Annotated in this window: 14 protein-coding genes; 8 read left to right on the top strand and 6 right to left on the bottom strand. The window is 37.6% G+C overall.

Annotated elements, in window-relative coordinates; genetic code table 11:
- Positions 1–35: 35 nt before the first annotated feature.
- Positions 36–1,277, bottom strand: a complete 1,242-nt coding sequence (locus OCV12_RS03315) for a diguanylate cyclase (protein WP_261885342.1) — start codon at positions 1,275–1,277, stop codon at positions 36–38.
- A 347-nt stretch (positions 1,278–1,624) separates the two neighbouring features.
- On the opposite strand from OCV12_RS03315, the gene OCV12_RS03320 reads away from it, so the two are divergent.
- The 7 genes from OCV12_RS03320 (at position 1,625) to OCV12_RS03350 (ending at position 12,804) form a co-directional block, all read left to right on the top strand.
- Positions 1,625–2,821, top strand: coding sequence for a site-specific integrase (locus tag OCV12_RS03320; RefSeq protein WP_261885343.1), 1,197 nt, complete (start codon positions 1,625–1,627; stop codon positions 2,819–2,821).
- Positions 2,811–5,105 (top strand): hypothetical protein, encoded by a 2,295-nt coding sequence (locus tag OCV12_RS03325; RefSeq protein ID WP_261885344.1) that lies wholly within the window; start codon positions 2,811–2,813, stop codon positions 5,103–5,105. The genes OCV12_RS03320 and OCV12_RS03325 overlap by 11 nt, the downstream gene beginning before the upstream one ends.
- A 17-nt stretch (positions 5,106–5,122) precedes the next feature.
- Complete coding sequence (locus tag OCV12_RS03330) at positions 5,123–7,900, top strand: hypothetical protein (protein ID WP_261885345.1); 2,778 nt, start codon at positions 5,123–5,125, stop codon at positions 7,898–7,900.
- Positions 7,893–8,450 carry a hypothetical protein gene (locus OCV12_RS03335; RefSeq protein WP_128161769.1) on the top strand — a complete coding sequence of 186 codons (558 nt, stop codon included), beginning with the start codon at positions 7,893–7,895 and terminating at the stop codon, positions 8,448–8,450. The genes OCV12_RS03330 and OCV12_RS03335 overlap by 8 nt, the downstream gene beginning before the upstream one ends.
- A gap of 403 nt (positions 8,451–8,853) precedes the next feature.
- Complete coding sequence (locus tag OCV12_RS03340) at positions 8,854–9,618, top strand: hypothetical protein (RefSeq protein ID WP_128161767.1); 765 nt, start codon at positions 8,854–8,856, stop codon at positions 9,616–9,618.
- Positions 9,619–9,781: 163 nt separating this feature from the next.
- Positions 9,782–10,768 (top strand): competence protein CoiA family protein, encoded by a 987-nt coding sequence (locus tag OCV12_RS03345; protein WP_128161765.1) that lies wholly within the window; start codon positions 9,782–9,784, stop codon positions 10,766–10,768.
- Positions 10,765–12,804 carry an ATP-dependent helicase gene (locus OCV12_RS03350; RefSeq protein ID WP_261885346.1) on the top strand — a complete coding sequence of 680 codons (2,040 nt, stop codon included), beginning with the start codon at positions 10,765–10,767 and terminating at the stop codon, positions 12,802–12,804. The genes OCV12_RS03345 and OCV12_RS03350 overlap by 4 nt, the downstream gene beginning before the upstream one ends.
- Positions 12,805–12,809: 5 nt before the next feature.
- Here OCV12_RS03350 and OCV12_RS03355 read toward each other — a convergent pair whose 3' ends face one another.
- Positions 12,810–13,988 carry a hypothetical protein gene (locus OCV12_RS03355; RefSeq protein ID WP_261885347.1) on the bottom strand — a complete coding sequence of 393 codons (1,179 nt, stop codon included), beginning with the start codon at positions 13,986–13,988 and terminating at the stop codon, positions 12,810–12,812.
- 122 nt (positions 13,989–14,110) lie between these two features.
- Between OCV12_RS03355 and OCV12_RS03360 the strand changes: the two genes are divergently transcribed.
- A complete protein-coding gene (locus OCV12_RS03360) occupies positions 14,111–15,355 on the top strand; it encodes a ParB N-terminal domain-containing protein (RefSeq protein ID WP_261885348.1) in 1,245 nt (414 codons plus the stop codon).
- Between the two features lie 119 nt (positions 15,356–15,474).
- On the opposite strand, the gene OCV12_RS03365 is transcribed toward OCV12_RS03360, so the two are convergent.
- The 4 genes from OCV12_RS03365 to OCV12_RS03380 form a co-directional block, all read right to left on the bottom strand.
- Positions 15,475–17,838: an ATP-binding protein gene (locus OCV12_RS03365; protein WP_261885349.1), complete on the bottom strand. Its 2,364-nt coding sequence runs from the start codon at positions 17,836–17,838 to the stop codon at positions 15,475–15,477.
- A gap of 81 nt (positions 17,839–17,919) precedes the next feature.
- Positions 17,920–19,764, bottom strand: coding sequence for a coiled-coil domain-containing protein (locus OCV12_RS03370; RefSeq protein ID WP_261885350.1), 1,845 nt, complete (start codon positions 19,762–19,764; stop codon positions 17,920–17,922).
- Complete coding sequence (locus OCV12_RS03375) at positions 19,764–20,198, bottom strand: ABC-three component system middle component 2 (RefSeq protein ID WP_261885351.1); 435 nt, start codon at positions 20,196–20,198, stop codon at positions 19,764–19,766. The genes OCV12_RS03370 and OCV12_RS03375 overlap by 1 nt, the downstream gene beginning before the upstream one ends.
- The gene (locus OCV12_RS03380) at positions 20,191–21,207 is read right to left on the bottom strand and encodes an ABC-three component system protein (protein WP_261885352.1); all 1,017 of its coding nucleotides are present in this window, start codon (positions 21,205–21,207) and stop codon (positions 20,191–20,193) included. Before OCV12_RS03380 ends, OCV12_RS03375 begins: the two co-directional genes overlap by 8 nt.
- Positions 21,208–21,505 lie beyond the last annotated feature (298 nt).

Below are 21,505 nucleotides of genomic sequence, written 5' to 3' on the forward strand. Positions count from 1 at the left end.
ACAATTCTCTCGATTAAATCTCTAGAGCATTGGAGTTACTCGTTAGCAAGTTGAAGATTATTACGAGCACATACTAACTGGTTTCTGCCTTGCTCTTTTGCGGTATAGAGCAGTTCGTCAGCGGCTTTGATTTGTTCATCTAAGCTGCCAACCAAGTCAGTGACGCCGATACTCATAGTGACCTTGATTAGCTGTGAATCGTGCATGACGTCTTGGTTTTGTATTGCCACTCGCATCGACTCTAACTTTTCGACAAAGTCTTCAAATGGACCGCATGATTGAATACAAAACTCTTCACCGCCGAAGCGAACCGCAACATCATCTTTAAAGTAGTGTTTGATGATCTTGCCGACTTCTACTAGTACTGCATCACCACCATCGTGACCGTAGGTGTCGTTCACTTTCTTGAAGAAGTCGATATCCATCATGGCGATACTGCGCTGCTCACAACCCTTACACGTTTGATTGAACAGGTAACGACGGTTCCATAACCCGGTAAGGGCATCCTCATTGGCATGACGAAACAGTTCATTGGTGGCTTCTTTCATATCCAATAATTGGTGGATTCGGCAGAAAAATTCTTCTTGGTTGAAAGGTTTATATAGGAAGTCGTTGGCGCCAGCTTTGAGAAAGCGTGCCGTCATAGTGCGATCATCGCTACCAGATAGTCCAAGAATCGCGAGTTGATTACGGTCATGATGGACTCGAATATCGCGGGTCATCGAAATGCCATCTTTATTCGGCATATCATGGTCGGTCACAACAAAAGTGATATCAGGATCGTTCTGAAGAAGCGTGAGTGCTTGCTCACCGTCTTCGGCTTGAACGGTTTGAATATATTGATGTTCGAGAAGTTGGACGACATATCGGCGAACCACAGCAGAATCATCAACGACCAGCGCTTTGTGGTGGCGATTATTGGAGATTCGATTAACCAGAGGAAGCAAGTAGCTGACAGATGACATGCTGTCTTTAAGGATGTAATCAAGCACACCTTTGGCAAGCACTTGCTCTCGAAGTGTGTTGTTGAACATGCCGGTCAGCACGATGATCTTTTGCTGGTAACCCAGTACAAGATCAATGATCTCGCCGTCTTGGCCGTCAGGTAAACAGTAGTCGAGGACTGCACACAAGAAATCCGTTTCTTGCTCTAAGATCGCTTTGGCTTCTTCTACAGATTCCGCCAGCGCAACTTCATAGCCATCGTTCTTAAATTGCTGGTAAAGATAGTTTCTGAATGCGCGACTATCTTCTACCACTAGTATTTTTTCACTCAAAAGCTATCCCTACTTATAGACTAAATACTCCTAACAATACTATCAGAATAGTGGGCGGCGAATGAAGTGAAACCTGTTGAGCTGGACTCCAGATCATTTTAAATCTGAGAATAATTGATTATACTGTTCATAGATACAGTTGTAAGGTTGAGTTATTTCTAAATGTGCAGTTCGGACCAAGAGAAAGTCAGAAAAATAATCCATGTCGATATGGATTGTTTTTAAACTTGCGGGTGACATGATTTGTGATCAATTTGTAAGTCACTTATCTTCTGCTACATTGAAACTATGTGAGCAATTCGTGTGGTTTTAAATGTATGGAAAGACGGTTTGATAGTACAGTTAACATGCATCATATATACGTTGATGAGTATCAGCGTCCAATCCTACTCCCATGTTTGTTTGCTAGGTATACGGAGCTACAAGGTGTAAGAGTTGAGATCAAATCGTATAAAAACAGGGATACGAATCAGAAAGAGGATGTAATCAAACTTGCTGAGATCGGCACAGATGCTAGTTACAAAATATGTAACCATTTAGGGCGTTTCCTTGAGTGGGTAGATGCTTACGATAGAAATTGTTACGTCAAGCTTTCTATTCACACAGCGTTACCTCAAGAAATTATTAATGAATACATTAACGACTACCTTATTGAAGAGTGTCGAGGTAGTGAACATGTTGCGAGGCAAGCCGTAAATGCATTGTCTGCATATTATAATTGGCTGATGTACTTTTTTGATAATAAGTACAAAGCAATATACATCAAACCAAAATTTCGTGAGGCAGCAAGAAACAACAGCAGAGCTGAGAAGACTGTTAAATATCTTCTTCCCCAAACAAGACAGCTTTTCTATCAAAACTCCGACTCGCTTCTAGAGGAGTTAGTTCTTAGGTGTGGTGGGGAGCTTGGTCTTCGTACTAAGGAAAATCAAGGGCTGCTGTTGAATGACTACACGGCAAATACTCAAAAACATAAAGGGATATTAACCTTGTTTGATGAGTTAGAACGACACCCAGAAAAGGAAGAGTTTAAGTACCACCTTAGTTCTCTTTACACAAAGTATAGCCGTTCTAGAACGTTGTATATTCCCAGATCTCTACTCGAAAAGATGAAGCTCTACTATGATACAGAGCGCCCACTTTCTGAATCAAATCATTTATTTGTATCCAGTTCTAGTAATCACTCCTATGGGGATTGTATATCAAAAAGGTTTGCTACAGACACTTTTGCAAAAGTCAGAAGCAAGCTCATGATTGAAATCGACAAACATCCAGAGCGTTTCACTAGCTATCAAGAAATACAAAAACTTACTGTATACCACCACTTGAGACACTCTTTTGGAACTGACTTATTTTATAATCTATGTCGAAATGAAAATAAGAGATATGAGTCAATTGTTACTTCATCAAGTATTTATCTAACAACGGCAGTTCGATTAGGTCATAAAGTAGAAGGAAGAATGGCGAACAACGTAACTAAAGAATATATCCATAGTTGTGGGCTTCGAGAGCAGTTATTAACGGAGTCTATAAATGGATATTAAAAATAGTGTTGATGTTGAGTTGATCGGTGACTCTAGTTACATTGAGGATAAAATCAAGAATAAGCATGATGAAAATATAAAAATTATTAGTATTCGATATCCTTTAACGGCAAGCTCTATTGTAATCCCATCTCTGAAAGACGAGCAGCAACCAGAACGGCATATAGTTTTCTTAGATCCGAAAAATAAAGATAAGCGTTTGCTTTATATGATGACAATTGCTGCTTATAATTACGCGTTTTTAGATGAGAGTGCACCTTTATCTGCGAAAGGAATTGTAAGTAGCTCTGTTTTTGTATTTGTAGATTGGTTGAATAAGATAGAGGTTTTTAATCGATATAATATATTGAAGGAGTATGAGTCCTATCGTTTTGACCTTTTAGGTAGTCATGGTGGATATAGTGCTCTCACTTCTTTGAGAACAGTTTTTTTCTATGCATTAGAGAGAAGTAATGAACTTAGACTGGTGCTGTCACCTGAAGATTTACAATATCTTCAAGCTCTAAAAGAAACGAAAATAAGTCCCAACTTAAATAAAAAGCAAGAATCATTAGCTAGTTATTTTGGGAAGCTAGATTGGCTTAGAAGAGAGGATATTGGTATAGGGAAAGAACTTTATCAAATCCTAGCATCACCAAAATTAACAGTTAAATCTCTCAAACTATCAATATCTACTATTTTGATTGAGATTTATAAAAGCAAGGTGGAAATCAAAAGATTTTTAGTTGAGAATAAATTTGGCAGTAGCTCATATGAAAGTAATTCGTTTAAAAGTAAAACAAAGTTCTTTAGGGCAAATTACATTGGGAGCTTTATTTACAATATACTTTGCAAGTACCATGAAAGCGAACGTAAGAATAAAAACCTTAAGACTGCGATAGAATTAATTTTAATTTCAAATGCTACGAATTGGAAAAATTATTTGATACTCATTTCGGCACTAGAAAGTGAAGAAAAAATGAGAAGAATATTTAAACCCAAAAGAGACAACGGAAGAAAGATTAGCACAGATTTCACGTCTAAAGTATTTGTACGAAGCGACACAGGTTCATTATTTAGCTTAGAATTTTTAATGAGTTTAGTTGACTCTGGATCTGGACTAGTAGCTACCAAGGTAGAAGCATTAATGTTCTCATGGTTAATGGCTAGTTTGATTGTCCAACCTTCAGATATAAAAAAGCTTACTCAACGTTCATTTCGCTTTTTAAAAGTAGGGGGAAAAGTAACTCATATAGAATGTGAGTACTTCAAGTCTCGATCTGGGGCTATACATCATACTCGTGCATTGTCGACAAAGAAGCCAGAAGGGAAAGCTCTTTATCTTTACCTAAGTCAATATAAAGGGGAAACACTAGATTTTTTCAATGGTGGGTCTCCAGTGATTTCGACAGGCTTGTCATCTATATCTGGTCTGTTATTTGGATTATTAAGTATTGACCTAATCAATGAGCGTATTTGTGTTGTTCATAAACAGCAAGGTCACGTACCGACCTCCTTTCCTGCTGCATTGAAGGCTTTGAGCAATGGAAAGCACACAGGAAATGTAGTCTTATCTGTAAAGGGAACACCTATAGAGGACAGAAGAAGACTTGTGGCTGAGTCTGAGTCACCTTGTCCAACTAACTTATTCAGCTTACAAGCGATTAAAAATTCATCTGTTCATGCCTATAGTGACCCCTATACATTGGACTTTCTAATTAATCGAAATTCACACACGAACAAAACAGAGAAAGCACATTATTTAAATGCTGATAACGAAGAGTGGATCAATTCATCTGGACGAATTACTCGCAGTGTCATGCTAGATTTAATTAATAATGTGTTTGATTTGGGGTTTGAAAATTTAGGTAAAGATCGTTCAGATGAACTTAAAGCAAAGTTCAATAGTGAATTCACAACCCTTACAAATAGTCTTTCTTATAAAAGTGGTGAAATGATCTCTCGGATAAAAGTAGTAACAGGACAAAAGAAAGGTAAAGTAAATGAGGTTGGAGTTTTGTCAATATCTAATCAAAATGACGCTCAAGGATTTGAGCCAATTTATGTTTTAGACAGTCCAGTAACCGTGTTTAGGATTTTAAATTATAGGTATGAATTCCGTAAGAACTATAAAAAATTGTTTAGTAGTAATCCTGATTTATTGTTTAGAACAGCAATGCCGACCATAGAGTGGATGGAACATGTTTTGGATAGCCTTAGTAAATCTTCTTTAATTGAAGGGAAAAAGCTATTTAATCAAATGAGAGAAAGCGGCACTTCTATTAGCGTTTTTCACTCTGTGTAGTTACGAGAGGTGGATTTATGTCATTAAATGTTCTGTCTACTGAGTTAGAGGGATTCTGGGAAGATCAAAATCAAAAGTTGCTGGCTCACCCAGCTTTCATAAAGGAAAATGGAAGTTTATTTGATGATATAATTTGCTTTAAAGACACCAAGGGCTTTGTCTCACGCTTGGATTTTTCTATCTTTGAATTACCTTTTTTTAAAATCGAAAATGTCGCGTTTATTAATGTCAAAGGTGACATTTATTCATTGTCACTAAAAGAGTATGTTAAGCTTTTTGTTTTAAATTCCATATCCTCTAAAGCAGCATATCCTGTAGTTTCAACCTATAAGGTTTTGATGCATATTTGTGCATTTCTCAACATCAAAAATGAATTGTTACTTACAAAAAATAACATCGAAGATTTTCATATTAGCTTCTTGACCCAGTCTGTTAATAGGGAGGGTTTTAGCAAGCAGTTGAGCCCTCCTAGCTTTAAAGCTACTTATGGTGCTGTGAAGTTATCAAAGGTAAGAAATAAACTTAATACCATGGGTGTTATAGGGGTCATAGGCACTGATTTGAATCAGAAAAATATAGAAAAAACGTTGGGTAATGTTTGTCATTCTATATTTAGTGTCGGGTTGAATGAGTATAAAGATGGAGGGAGTTATAATTTCTTGGGTTTGGAGTTAGGTCAGTATTATATTGACTATATGAGACAAGTTTATGATAAAGATTACTTTTATACTTTAGTTCTCCGCGAAACGATAGATTCTGTAATTCACCAATTTTCACTTGAACGTTCATCAACGTATTGGAATCGATTGTTTTTAGATACGATTCAAGGGACTTATACTCCGAATAAGCACGACAAAGCTACCCGCACTAGGACTCGGACTGCGGTGCATGAGGCTATTAATACAGCGCTGTTTACACAATACAACTTGAACTTAGAAAAGGCATTTTCATTTAATGAAGGCTTCATTCACAAACTTGTGTTGGAGCTAGGGCTTGAAATGAGATTCGATGCAGTAGAGATCGTTCGAATTCTAATGCTTCAAAAGTACTATCCGCTTTCAACACATAAAACAGCAGAGCAAGTTTGGCAGAATTACCTCAACTCTCTTGATAAAACATCTATTAATAACAGTATAGTTTCAACTCTCACATCGAATGATGTGTATACGAAGATGACCCAATTAATCTTGAAGGAAAAACTGGATAAAGTGTCTTTCATGCGGTCGCTAAAGGATTGGGTATTCAATTTGATGGGTGGGGCACACGCGAATCATTTTAGTGAGCTATCGGGGCAGATGGAGCGTGTGACTCATGCAATGACCTCTCTTGTTGTGTCTTGGCTCGGTTATCGTAAGTCTGAATTTGGATTTCCTGTAAATGCAATTACAGTAGAGCCCAATGGCGATATTCTAGACAATTCTTACGTGCCCTTTAGGTTCAAGCTAAAGTGGGTCGTACCTAAAACCAATGGTACTACCAAGTTAGATAGAGAGATTACTTCTCAATGCTACCAAGTAGCATCGCAACTAAGTGAATTATTTAAAGCGACAGGAGATATGCCTTGTTTGTACGAGAGTTTGGGTAGTTCGCTTTATCGTACTCCTTCAAGCTGTTCAACTGCTGCTATAGAGCTTCGTGTAAATGCCAATTGGGTATCATTTGTTAATCATTATCAGCCCTTTGAAGATGTAGTAGCACTCGATCATTTGTCAACAATAAATGAAGCCGAGCTATCTTCTAGTGAGAAAGCCACGTTGAAGTTATTACAAGCAAAGTATGATCTCAGCAGCTCACGTACAATACATATTCTAGAGGCATGCAAAGAGGTTAGAGCGGATTTATTTAGATTAAGATGTTCCACCATTATTGGAGGCAGTCGCTCTAAGATACAAACAGGTTTTAAAGCTTCGTTAGTCGAACTCAATAACACAGGTAGAATTTCGAATAATATCTATGCTGAGGTTGTAGAAAAACATCTTTCGACCGAGACAAAGAATTGGCTCATTTCAGAAAGCATCAGCTTTGATAGAAAAGCCATGATGGATATCTCAAAAGAGCTTTTGCAAGGCGTGCGTTATCCTTCACCTCATGCTTTCCGCCACATATGGGCAGAAGCCGTGCTTACTCGTTATCAAGGAGATGTAGGCGCGGTGATTCGTCATCAATTTTGTCACCTTGATGATTCTTTCTTTATGGCATACCTGAGAGATAAAGAGCCGCAGTACCTCATAAAAGCAGCACGTATTACGGTACTCAATTCGATAGTAGACACTTTACTTATTGATTCAGAGCATATCGGGCAAAGCTATCTTGGCGGTTTTTCTCGATATGTAAGAAAAGCGACACAGCTAACGAAAGCGGTTAATCAAAGTGAGTTAATCGAACTTCGACAAAAAATTGTAGGGCGCGTTATATCCATAAGACCCTCTCATTTTGCTAATTGTGTACCAAGAGAAGGTGCTGAGAGCAGAGCAAAATGTGCTGAGTTTGGAGATATCAATCCTCATAATGCAAAACCTGCTTTCTGTCTTAACTGCACCAACGCAGTGATCACAGAAGGTAATCTAAAGGGGCTGTGGATGACCATTCAACCTTTTGTGAAAGAAGCTTTAAATGAGGATGTTATGGGGTTTATGCTAGAGCAACATTTACCGATCTTACGCTCAGGTCATCATCGAATTAGAAAGCTGAAATCTAAAAAAAACGCAGAGAGTGTTAATAAAATTCTGCATTTTATTGAGAAAGCAATACAAAATATAGAAGCAAAGCTCGAAGAGGAAAGCTTTTATGCATAGTGAAGACTTAGATGCTTTGATATCGGAAGATTTCTTCAATACTTTGGATTCGGTTGAAGACAATGTAACGACTGAAAATGATTCCCGACCTTCCTGGGTTAATAACGAGAATGAACACACAACTTATAAGGCTTGGGCTTCGATTTTGAGCCTAAAATCGGAAAAAGAGCAAGCAGTTAAGACATTTGGCAGAGTGGCGGATAAAAAAACACCTAAACGCTTGTACCAGATACAGAAAGCCGAAGTAGCGAATATGGTTGGTATTAGTTCACAAAGCATATTCAGGACATCAAAGTTTAGTAAGCATGTATTGGAGTTTTTCGATAATGTGAATGCTGAATTGTTGGCTCTTCATGAAAAAGAACAAAAGAAGCAAAGGTCACGAAGCAGAAAGAAAGGTGTACGTATAAAAAAGAAAGGTGAGCTTGTTGATGACGTACAACTGCTGCGAAAGAAGGTACAAGAACTTGAAGCTGTTAATGTGAAGGAAACATTGGATCAGCTCCTCAAGGAAATGCCTCTCGATCTAAGGCGGAAGCTTAATATGTAGCAAGAGGTAACTAATCGGCCAAACCATTGGACAGCTCAGTTCAATTATCTTTTAGTTCATTAACCACACTTTACTATGAACTAATAGAGTATTGCCATGAACTAATGGAACACTTTTATTATTTAACTATATGTTTTTAATCAGTGGTTTATTGATATATTAGATTAGCTATTCTCTAGAAAGATTAGCTAAAGACATGTTCAAAGACGAGGCTGCTTCATGTAAAAAGTACTTATGTTCTGCGAATTGAAGGCTTTCAGGAGGTAGTGATGCTAGAACTGTTTTTAAGTAGTTTGGAAAGGGTAGCTAAGATTCAGCCTCAGTTAACAATCCTTATTCTCATATTAGCCTTATTAGGTAGTGACTTACTTGCTTTCATCAATAACTTTATGGCGGTGACGAAATGACTTTAATGCTCTGGTCTAAAATGCCCTCCGATTGGATTTCTAAGGGAGTCCTGAGAGAATCCTTTAGCGGAGGGAAGGGCGTTAGTGATGATATAGCCGCTTTGAAGCTGTTCATTGTCTTATGCCTTCTGGCGAAGCAAGTTAACCGTTCTAGTGGTATGTCGGTACATGATGTCTTGGAAGTTAAAGCAACATATGATCAACTTACAGAGATGTGTTCACTTAGCCGTTCATTAGTGTCCAGAGGGCTAAAGAAGTTGCATGCTACGGGATTATTATCCTCCTCTGGCGTTCGAACAAAAACTTATACCTTTACTCAAGGAATCTATAGAGGTTGGTGTAAGCTTCCTAAACGGGCACTTGTCAAAAATGAAGAAGAAATCTCAGCAATGAAGGCTTTTCTAAATAGGTATTCACACGAGCGTGATGCGTTGAAATGCTTTTTGTACATACTTGCTAGCCGAAGTAATAGTAAAACCTACGTCGATCTTAGTCGAGGGAGGATAGCGCAAAAGACAGGGGTCAGTCTGGATGCTATTGATGGAGCTATCGGTTTTTTGCAAAGTACTAGCTTAATATCAAAGGTTGAAGATAAAGGCTTCTTAGCAAATTCTATTCGTCGTGATTTGTCAGAAAGGCTGCATAGGTACTGGGTGATTGGTAGCAGCAGTTTAAACTACAAGACCTATTCAGTTGAAAGTGAAGACTCTGTTCTTGTAAGGGAACCAACGTTGTACTTTATACAGAGTAATAAAAACTAGAGTGATTTGTTAGATTAGGTACTTTTAAGGAAAGTCTGCTACTTGTTCTAGGGTTCGCTTTAGTATCTGATTTTATGAAAAACAATGCACAACAATAACAGTACTTGTACTCTCCAAGTGATAAACTTTCCCTTCGATTAGTCACTTGGAGTCTAGTCAACCTATGGCTGCTCAATCTAACTCAGTACAGTATGCGTTTGCTTTAGATGAATTTGGGATTCTTACACATATTAGCAAAGCCAAGCGTGAGCACTCCTATACTTGTTTAGGGTGTGGAAAGAGGCTTAGCCCTGTGTTGGGTGAGATCAATGCAAAACATTTCCGTCATCTCGAAGAATGTTGCTCTTTAGAAACATACCTACATAAGACTGCTAAAGAAGTATTTTTTCGTTGGTATAAACAAGCACTAAATTCCAGCTCTCCCATTACATTGGAGCTAGAGCGTAACATCTCTTGCCGTGATCCTCGTTTAGAGCTGTTAAAGAGTAAGATTCAGCCATGTTCTCGAACTGTACCTGCACGTTATGATTTGACGAAATTTTTCGATCAGGTAGATCTAGAAAAGCGTGACCTAGTTAATGGGCTACAACCTGACATCATGTTGAGTGAATCATCGAGTACAACGCGTTGTTATATAGAAATTTGTGTTACGCATCCCTGTACTCAGGATAAAGTTGATACAGGAATACCGATTATTGAATTTCGCATCCAATCAGTTCAGGACATTGAAATGCTATTTGGTAATCGCATTTCAATTGAGGATGAGAGGATAACGGCATTCAACTGGTTTCCTCCACCCCAGGTAGATTCAACGTGTAGTAATACATGCTCTCTGGGTAAAACCGAGATGTCCACTTGGAGTTTGAGTGACACAGGTAGGCTTAATGAAACGATTATTCCCTTAGCTGGCGTGGATCTAGCAATTAATACAGAGATAAACACATGGCCTAGAGAGCTAGAACTTGTTGAGCAGAAAAACAATCTTGAAAACTTTCTTCGCCATGTCGACCCCAAAATGTTACACGATAACTGTATTATGTGTTCTCAGGCTAGCTCGTGGGATAATGGGTATCTTATGTGCCACAGTAAAGCTAAATATGTACCATATACTGAAGCTCTCCAGTGCGCTGCCTATAAGGTAAAAAAATGACCAAAAGACTTACTTGGGAGCAAAAGAGCATAGTAAATCATGATGCGGGACACGCGTTAGTTAAAGCTGTACCTGGAAGTGGTAAGACGACTACTCTAGTAAAACGTGTTGAACGCTTGGTTAAATTAGGGGCAGATCCCCGTTCTATACTTATCTTAATGTATAACAAATCAGCGCAGATAAGTTTCAAAAACAAGTTACAGCAGGCTTTGAAGTCAAGTTCTGTCCCTGAAGTTCGCACTTTTCATAGCTTAGCGTTGAAGATAATTACTTATGCAGAGCGTCAACGATTAATCAAGAAAAGAAAACTACTTACTCCTGAGCACCCTCATTACGAGAAAATAGTGAAGCAAGCCTACCGTTGTGGTTTTGAGCATGAGGCAAGTTATATAGATCCTAATGATATAGAGGAGTTTGAACTATTCATTACTCGATGTCGGGCTGCGGGTTTAACTCCAACTGATGCTGCGACAGATCCAATCTTCAGTGAAGTAAAAAGAGAGCTTCTTCTTGCCTATAGTCACTATTGTGATTTGTTGGCGCTGAGTAATTCAAGAACATTTGATGATTGCTTAATTGAAGCTACTTCTCTGTTGCGTGACATCCCTAATTTATCGGCTCATTTTAAGCACGTCATCGTTGATGAGTATCAAGATGTCAACCTGATACAGCACAATATGATTCGTTGTCTGTCTGGGGCAGATGCATCAGTTATGGTTGTCGGGGATATAAACCAATGTATTTATGAATGGCGTGGTGCTCGACCAGACTTTATTGGTGGTCTGTTTGAAAAGCATTTCGAGAAGAGCAAAGTGTTTCAGCTTTCGTGTACATTTCGGTTTGGACATCAACTTTCGTTAATGGCTAATTCTGTCATTCGACGTAATTCGACAAAGTTGACCCGATTGTGCGTCAGTCATCCTAGTGCTCCCAAAACTAAGGCCCAAATATATGTTGATAATTGCTTATCAACGGTATTGAAAGAGCTATGTCACAGTGATGGTACACAAGCGATCTTATCCCGAACCAAAGCAAGCCTCGCGGAGGCTGAGATTGCTTTACGTCTGTGTGGTTTGCCATACCACTATCAGAGTGGAACTTCATCATTGCACACCCGTACAGAAATCGGGATGCTAGTTGTAGGTATCATGTGGTCTATATACGGCGACCTTCGTTTGCTAGAGAACCACCCCCACAAACAACCCCTGCTATATGGTTTTTTAAGGGAAGCTGGTTTTCGTTGGCAAAAAGGGCAATTTAAGTCTGCACTGAGTGCGTTGGTCGTACCGAATTCGGATTTAAATTCTGTTATAAGAACAATATTCGATAGCGACGATCTTCAAAGAGAATATGCGAATAGACTAACTAAAATTAGTCAGAAGGAAACTGAGGAATCTCTTGCGATAGACATATTATTACGACTAAAAAGAGCGGGCTTTATGGATAGCATTGGGGCGGAAGGTGTTAGTCGTACAAGCTCAAACGATCGACAAAGAGCAGTTGTAAAAATTGAAGAGTTACTAGAATCGAGCCAAATTAGTGCTCATTCATTTTTAAATCTAATTCTCAATCCAGAAGAAGCTTCGGTTAATTGTGAACCATTTGTCCTTTCTACGCTGCATGCTTCAAAAGGTCTTGAATGGGATAATGTTATATTAATCGGCTTAAATGATGAGGAGTATCCTGGAGGGAAGTCTGAAGGTAATTATCATGTATTACCATCCAACGATGAGTGCATTACAAATGAGGAGGGCGAGGAAGAGCGGCGTCTATTCTATGTGGGAATGACTAGAACCAAACAGCAGCTAAATATCGTTGTTCCTCAAGATGATGCTCTAAATCGATGGTTGAGCAATGGTTGGGACAGCACCCCAAAAAGAACCCCAATTGCGACTCGCTTTGTTTACGAAGCTGGCTATACCGCTTGCCTGATCACAAGTAATGCAATTTACGATAACAAAGCAGAAGTTAAACAATCAGAGTTTAGTAAGTTTCATCAATGGTACTTGAGAGATCTTCAGCGCTTAAAGGTTTGATTTATCTATTCCAATTTTCGGCAGTTTCCTCGTAAAACATCGATAAAATATTCAGAAATTTTGTCTCTAAAAGTGCGCCCTCCTCCAGTGGCATTTATCCAGAAACGGCCACTAGAATCCTTTTTGAAAGCTGCACAGTTACCCCAATGAGAGGCACTCTTATCATAGTCCAATTGACCTAACACTTGCCCTGCGGAAAATAGTTCTGATTCAGTAAGATCAGCATTGTTTGATAAGTAATGCGCGACGATACCTAAAGCTTGCCAGACTTGCATGGAACGATGAAATCCATTCTTATTTTGCTTAAATTTGCTTTCTAGACATGAAATCCACCCTGCAACCAATGGAAGAACGGTTTCTAAAGCGTCATTGATGACTTGTTTTGTTATTGGAGCTTTGTTCGGTAGGTGCGTGGGTAACTGCTTTTCAATCCTAGCTCCTCTACCGCTTAGGGTAGCGAGTAGGATGTGAATGAGTGTACTTTTTGTTGTTACGTAGCTATCGGACTTCGTAATTTTGTTGAGTTCAGAAGCGCCACCAATTGCGTCCAATTTAAGGGCTTCAGCAAGCCTATCTGCACCGAGAGTTAGTGGTGACTCTTGAGCGTGTGTTGTGATGTATTGTGAGTAGACTTTTGAGTCTATAGCATTAAGGTCAAAAAAGAGCTTTGATACGATTGCTTCATCTATCTTTTCTTCAGTACCGAAGTAAATGCTAAGGCGAACATCAATTGATTCTAAATGTTGTTTTTGCTGAGTGGAAAGCCCACTAAGCTCAGATCGTTTGCCTGTAAATGGGTCGATTAGGTCGAGCTGCTCACTTAGAGCACTTATCAATAAGAAGCCATCTAAGACGACTGCTTTATTTTTGTTATATTGCAGTGTTCCCAGTTTGTCATTCGCATGATTACTGCGACTGCTCCCATATACATATAGCGCAACCTCAGGCATGGAGAGTGGAATACTCCTTTCTACACTATCTAGGAGGTGCTCTTTGAGTTTGAGAAGTCTTTCTTTATTAACAGAACGCTCATAACTAGTTGCAAATCGATCTAGTAATAGGTGATCTTGAGGAAGGGAATCCATTAACTCTTTTATGCTTATATAGCATTGGAGCACTGATAAACCACCAAGTAATTTATCACTATAAATCCCAGTGCGTATCAATTCTGCTGTGCTTCTCATTTATTCTTTTTCTAACACGTTGATTTCTCTAAATGATAAATAAAAACATAAAAAAAAACTTGATCGGGGCGTCGCCCCGATCAATCATGCGGGCGATTTGAACATTTAGTTAGGTAGTTTTTATGAGTAAACTCATCAATGAAAAGCAGCGCTTTGGTGTAACGACAAAGCAGATTTTTGGCTGTATCACTCACTCCTCATTTAACGGTGTCCACACGATGTCAACGGTTATGACGGTGGCTGATTTATTACGAGCTTGTTCATTTGATTTAATTCCCCCTCATCTGAAAAGCCTTTATAAAGAGATTCAACGTGTTGCAAGTCCGAGTCGAAGACAAGGTTTTGAAGACTATTGTTTTAAACATTTAACTTCGTCGACTGATATTAGTGGGGTGATTCCACCAGTTTTGATCGGCTGCATGTCAGAAGTAGAAGTTGAATTAAGTGATGATCCAAGAATGAATGATGCCTTGGTTATACACCCAGATAAGAACTTCGTAGTTGATGGTGTAAATCGGCTTTCAACAATCGCGACGGTTCTTGGGGGGTATGATCAGTCACTGCTTAAAAAGGTTAAAGAATCTGATTCGAGGTTGAAACGTAGAGTAGAGCTATCTAGTTTAATGCATGATCTTAGCGTGCAAGTACTCTTTATCTTTCGAACTGATAGGGCACTATCTGAGACAGACTTTGCTCAAATCTTTGCTGATGTAAATGGACAAGCCACTCCCATGAGTACCAACAAGCTTATGAAATTAGCAAGAGCTGATGCTGTAGTTTCGTTAGCCCGTGAAATTGGTGCTCTCCCTATTGTAGAGTCACATGGAGGTATGAGCTTGGACTCAAGTACCGTGACTGCGAAAAGCGACTTCATCCTAACTTTGAATACTTTAACTCGCTTCATTCTCGGTGCATTAGGAGGAGAACGTATGCAAAGTAGGGTTCGCGGCGTAAGAGAAATGAATGATGGAGCGATTCTATCAGGTAAACATCTTGAACCAATTAAGAGCGATCTGGTTTTGTTTTTTGAAACATGGATTGATGGTCAAGGCGATCATTATTCTCAAGACAGGACTGGTTTTCAGCTAGTCGCAACCTTAATTCAAGGTTTAGGTTTGGTATTTAATAACCTTTGGGTTACATACCAGAGTCTTGCGCCTGTAGAGCGCACGAATCATATCTATCAAGCAGCTAAGAAGCTTGGGAGTCTTGACTATTCACGGCAAGCCTCTCACTGGGCAGACTGTAGCTGCGTGAGTCTGAGTGAAAGTGGTAATTATGTAGTTAATAGCGGAGGGTCGACTAGCCGAATAGCTTTTGCTAAACACCTATCAAACAAGACAGGAATTCGATATCGAGGCAAGTAACCTAAATTTATTTGGTAATTCTAGTGTGATGTGCTCATATTAAAAACTCTTTATTCACTAGATCACCATTTGGGATGAAGTGAATAAAGATTTTCTTTCAAGGATGCTATATACTACAACTAAGTTATTGTAAATAACTCTCTAATTTTGTTTAGTTCATTGCTTTGAGTTCTAGATGTTGTTTTTTTATTTAACAATCTATTGAACTGCTGTTTAGCTAATATTTCATCGGTCTCTGAGTCGATATTATCATCAAGGAAATCTGTGATTTTGTTTACGGATATAACTTTGTATGATGTTAATTTTTCTTCTAATAAATCAATCAGTTCTGAGTGTGTGAATGTTTTTTTGTTTTTGTTAATCTTGCTTCCAATTGTTGAATAGTTATTTTGCCAATAATTAAAGGCGGCTCTTTCAAAGCAAGATTGGAGATTATCTAGTTTGTTATATAAATCTTTGGATTGGACGCTATAAATACTTTCTTCATCATAACCTTCTAGTTCACTGTCGTCATAGTCATAGTCATAGTCATAGTCATAGTCATAGTCATAGTCATAGTCATAGTCATAGTCATCATAATGTGAGTCAGCCTTGTGTTTTAATTCAGAATATAAACTATTATATATGGATATTATTGAAGATAGCGCTTCTAAACTACTTTCTGAAATGTTATAAAATGATTTTGATTCGATTAGGTCATATATCTCAACTAAAAATTCGTAACTTCTGTTATTATTTACACATCTACTGATAATGACTAATTCAGTAGATTCCAAAGGTTTGCCTTTAGAGTTTGTTAATATTTTTTTCAATAAGTCATCATAAAGAGAGTCATTAATCCCATCCTTAAAGTTAATTGTATTTACAGCACACTTGATAAGGAGTTCATAATATTTTTCTAAGTCATACTCATTATATGATGCTACCAGTCTTTTTGATATCTCTCTTTGGAACTTGGTTACAGGATAAACTACTTCAATAGTTGATGGATCATTAATAGTGGTAAATATCAACTTAGATAAATATTCTTCTTTTTCTAACCTAGAGATTAAATAATCTTTGATGGATGGGTTAAAAAGCTGAAACACTCCACCAGTTCTAGATATTTCATTTAATATAAATGAACCTGTTATAGTATGTATTGACTTGTTGAAGTCTTCATCATCTAAGGAATTGCCTTTAATAGAGAAGTATAGTTTTACTAATTGGAATAGATCGTCAGGATGTAATTTTTTACTAAAAGCGACAAGATATATTATAACTCGGTCTAGCTCTTTTAATTGTTCAGTAAAAGCATGATGCCAGATATCACTAGGGTTATCTAAACTATGTCTGATGTGTTTGATATAGTTTTCACTATCAATATGTTTGATTCTTTTTCGACAGGTTATAAATTCTATTAGTCTAGGGTTGAAGTTCTTATGCTTTATTATCTCAAAATAAAATTCGTCATTATATATCTTTGACTTGTATTCATCACTAATCTGAGAGTGATAAATATGGTTATATAATATTGATGCTTTATCTAACAGTGTTAGCTCAGTAATGTTAAGTACAAATTTATTAGATTCTATATTTTTATTAATGAACTTTTCTGATCTTCTTACACTTTGAGAGAAAATGGATGCTCGTGATGTTAATATAAATAATTTATCATTTTCCTCTCGTGAAGAGATACAATCTATAAATTTAACTATCGTAGAGTCTTTATTATTTTCAAATGCTTCCAAATAGTTCGAGCCGAGAAAGTCGTCATAATAGAATATCTGCTTTTCATTCTCATTGAAAACAGCAAATGCATCATTTATGTCATGATCAATATCGTAAAAATGATACCCTTTTGACACTGCCTCATTGCAAAGTTGTTGAGCGAGCGTTGTTTTTCCTACTCCAGGTTCGCCAGTGATAATGGCACATCTGTCCTCAAGCAGCTTTTTCATTGCTATATCATGAGCTGCGGTTTTTGTGTATATATTAAGTTTTTTTCTTGCATCTTTTAGAGTAAAGTTACTAATGCTATATATGCCATTATTTATCAGATGGCTTAGCACATTTGTACTTGTTAACCATAGTTTATAGTGCTGTTTTTCAATGAGAGGGTAATCTTTTAATAAGTCATTAATTGTCGATTTGAAATATACATCTTCTTCTTTCAAATATGGAAATAAAAGATCCACAATTTTTTTTACTCTCACTGGTGTTAAATCAATAGAGGTCGCAATAATATAACGGTTAGGTTTTAAACTTTTTAATTTTTCTTTTTCTTTTTTTAGCGTACTTAAAAGGAGATCAAAACCTGAATTTATATAGTGTTTAGACTGAATAATTACAGTATTTTTCTCTTGGATAACCTTTCCATCGATCCCTAGATCACGTCCAGGAGCGTATCGAATTACTCTTTTTTTTAGATGTTGAGTTAATAGGTCATTAACCAATTCTTCAAATTCTTTATCATTTAGAGAATCAAAACTATAATTAATCATAGCTAATAAAAGTTTTCCATATCATAGGGTTATAATTTATCAAATAGGGAGTAATTTCATGTTGTTGAATTAGTTATTAGACTAAAGTAATCCAACTCTCTGGGTTGTTGTAGCACTTTGTCCATAGAATGTTTCAACACCAATAACATTTCGAAGTGTTTCTGGAATATCTATGTTTTCAACAATTATAAACTGCCCCAAGTGACGAATTTGATACAAGTAGTTAAGGAAGTGGTAACTTATCTTAGTCTTAGCAAGTTGTTCTTCATCTTTGCCTAGCTCACCATGTTTGCTTGTCAACGGGTCTCGATAAGTTACTAATGGTGAATCAAGAATAACAATACCTGGGTGATAGATGTTATTCTCTCTACAGTGTATTAATAGACTTATCTTGAAAACTGAATGCAAGATGGCTCTGACACCTTTACCATTTAAGTCTCTAGGGGTTCCATCAATAATGACATCAAATTTTTGAAAGTCGAAATCTACATGATGTTCTCCAGGAAACTTAATTGCAGAAAGTATTGAGCTATAGATTTTGCAAAAGCCATTAATGGCATCAGTTTCAAGGAGAAACTCTTCAGATTTATATTGTTTAGGTGTCGAAGCAAGTTCTATCTCTTGAAGTTTTTTTGTGAAAGAACGTATACGGTCGTGTAACTTGCGATCAAATTGGATTGCAGCTCGTTCTTTTCTCAGCTCTGCTAACTGGTTGTCGTTTGAATTGATAACAGGAGTACACCTTTCAACTTCATAATCTATTTGCTTGAGTTGGATTTTAAGATTAACCGCTTTACTTTCCAAGTCATCTAGCTGGTACTGTAGCGCTTTTGTCGTATCTTGTAGCTCGTGATATTTTGACTTGATTTTTTGTATCTCGGCTTTTGATGCTTCAGCTAAATGATTAATATTGCTTAAATCGTCACATGCTGTATCTATAGTGTTACCACAGACAAGGCATTGACCGTAGTGTCCTACACTCAGTAGAAAGGCTGCCTCCTCTTGAGAACTCAACCTTTCTATATCACTGAGGTATAGCTTTTTTAGGGTATCAAAGTTAGCCAAGTTTGCTGCGATAACATTAGCTCGCTCGGCTGTTTTCATCAAAGTTTCTGCTGTTGATTTTTTCTCTGATATTACACCTGATAAACTTTTTTGTGAGTCTTCTAGTTTTGCCAACCCCTTAGATATAGCAGCTTCAAGTTTTTGGACTCTATTATCTAAGCTTTCTGTGTTTTCATCAGGAAAGTTCAAGTCTAACTTTAGTGCGTCAACAACATCTTCAAGAACTGACTTTCGTCCATTTCTCTCACTGTTGAACTCGCCTCCTCTGGTTAGAGTTTTTACTTCAGAGTCATCTTTTCCTGTTAAAAGGTATCTGAAAACATACTTGTTTTTACTGTTTTCATTGCTGTCCCCAACAATTATAGGGGAGTCAGTACGAATAATTTTCTCTTCACCAGATATAATGATTCTAGAGAGCAGCCTAATAGTTAATGATGTTTTCTCTCCGTATAGATTTCGAAGGAGTTCAGGTCGTTCTAGATTTCTAAAGTAAAATTCGTTTATTGATGGTATTTTCTTAGTAGGCGACGTTTGGCGATAATAGCTAAGGAAATTGGCGTTATCCTTAGAATCAATGTGTCCATGGTATACTTCAAAATCGATAGATGGCCATCTCCTAAACAAGGTAAAATCATCCCCATCTAAAGTTACTTTCATAGCAAGTTCGTCGTAACCCTCACTTTGTGGAAGAACTTTTCTTAGGTCGCCTTTACCTAACATGTAGTCAATTGCTTCTACTAAAAGTGATTTACCAGTATTTGATGCTCCATGAACGAAGCAAACTGGATTGTCGAAGCTTACAAGAGATTTTTTCTTATTACCTTTGAATATGATCTCTTTAATTCTTAGCCCTAAGCTCATCAAAACACCTTTTTACCCAAGTTTGAATCAATACGTCTAAAACCAAATTGGCTTACTTCTTCAGTTAACCATGCTGCGATGTCCCTCAAAGCTAGGGAGTACTTCTGTCTCATTAGGTCTAAATATGGCTCTGCTTCTTCTGTTGTTTTGTAGTAAATACCACGGTTTGTAAGCTTTACTTCGATTAGCCCAAAGCGTTTCATCAACTCAATGCCAGATCGCACGACTTCTCTACGTGAGCTAAGCTCTCCTTGTCTATTTGGTATTTCAGGATGAAGGCTCGCAGACCCTCCAAAATCGGCTGAATTTACAAGTATATAGTCAACTTTCAAGAGCTGCTCGAAGTCTAAGCTTTTCGGATGATATGTATCTAAAAAGGCAATAGCTCTCATACCTGCTTCTAGAGAGCTATTAAACACAGATTCCTTAATCATCTTTTTTTCTCCAACTCAGTAAGTTCTCATTTACAAATTGATGGCAATAACCTTGTTTTACATCTATCTTTCCATGGATTGCTAACTTACCTGAGGGTTGCAGTTTCCCTGCTTCGACGAGTACAGAACACATTCGCTCAAATGAGTCAGAATATTTCATCCGAAACATTGGCTTAACTCCTTTCAGCACTTCTTTTTCAAAGTTTTCTAAAACTCCTGGGACGGTATTATCTCGATAAAACGCACGAAAGGCTTCAGCGCTATAGAACCTTTCTCTTTGATCCATAAAATCTTCTTCAAACTCATTATGCCCAACTAGGTCACCTGGGCTGTCGTAACGAACCTGATCTTGCTCACTATATACATCAAGTATTTGACTAACGTAGACCATCTCACTCTCATGCACATCTTTAGGCGTTTCGGCAGTAGGGGCACTTAGTAGATCTCCACCAAATTCATGAACAAGAACTCCACGAAATGCTGGGTCTAATATCATTTTATCTAAATCAATAATCTGGACTTTTGAAAAATCATATCCACTAATGAATTTCTGTAGTTCAGGAGTAAGTTCTATTTCTTTTCCTTGTGAGATTTTGCTTTTGCAGAAGTTGTCCCATTGTGAAATCAATTGATTCCTAAGTTGGCTGGGGTTTTGTATCCAACCTTTTAAATTCTTGTTGATACCCTTAGGGACTACAAAGTAGTAATTCTTGGGAACCGAAAAGTTTCCTTGCTGAGCGAAGTAGAGGATTTTCCCAAGTTCACACATCCCCTCGGCAGTCGGTAAGCTTTTACCATACTGTTTGCATTGATAGTTATCCCACTCGTCTTCATGCTTTTGGTTTGAGTAAAAACCAACAACATCACGTCCGAGATCTCCTGCGCCGCCATACCGCATTGCCGATAGGTATTTTTTTTCAATCTGGCAATCAGCCCATTGTCTGACTAACTTTTCTAATTCAACATCATTTAACGCCAAGATGTGGCGTTCATAATCAAAACTATTCATCAACAGAAGCCTTATGCTGACCTAGTGGTTGATTGTAATGCTATGAAATATAACACATAAGAATATGGCAGTGCCTCATCCAATTAACAATATTGTTCTTATTATGAGATATACGTTGAACTGGCTACCAATCTCACAACGGTAACCTCTAGTAAAAAGTTATTATTGTTCTGACGAGAATGACGAAGTTAAAGTTAAGACGAGTTTACAGATGTTTAACTAGTTGCTTAGCGAGGGAGGAAATCTAGTTTTTGCTTGATTGTTTACATTTCCCTATACTGTTAATATATACAGTCTT

It is taken from the genome of Vibrio pomeroyi (genome assembly GCF_024347595.1).
GTDB classification, from domain to species: domain Bacteria; phylum Pseudomonadota; class Gammaproteobacteria; order Enterobacterales; family Vibrionaceae; genus Vibrio; species Vibrio pomeroyi.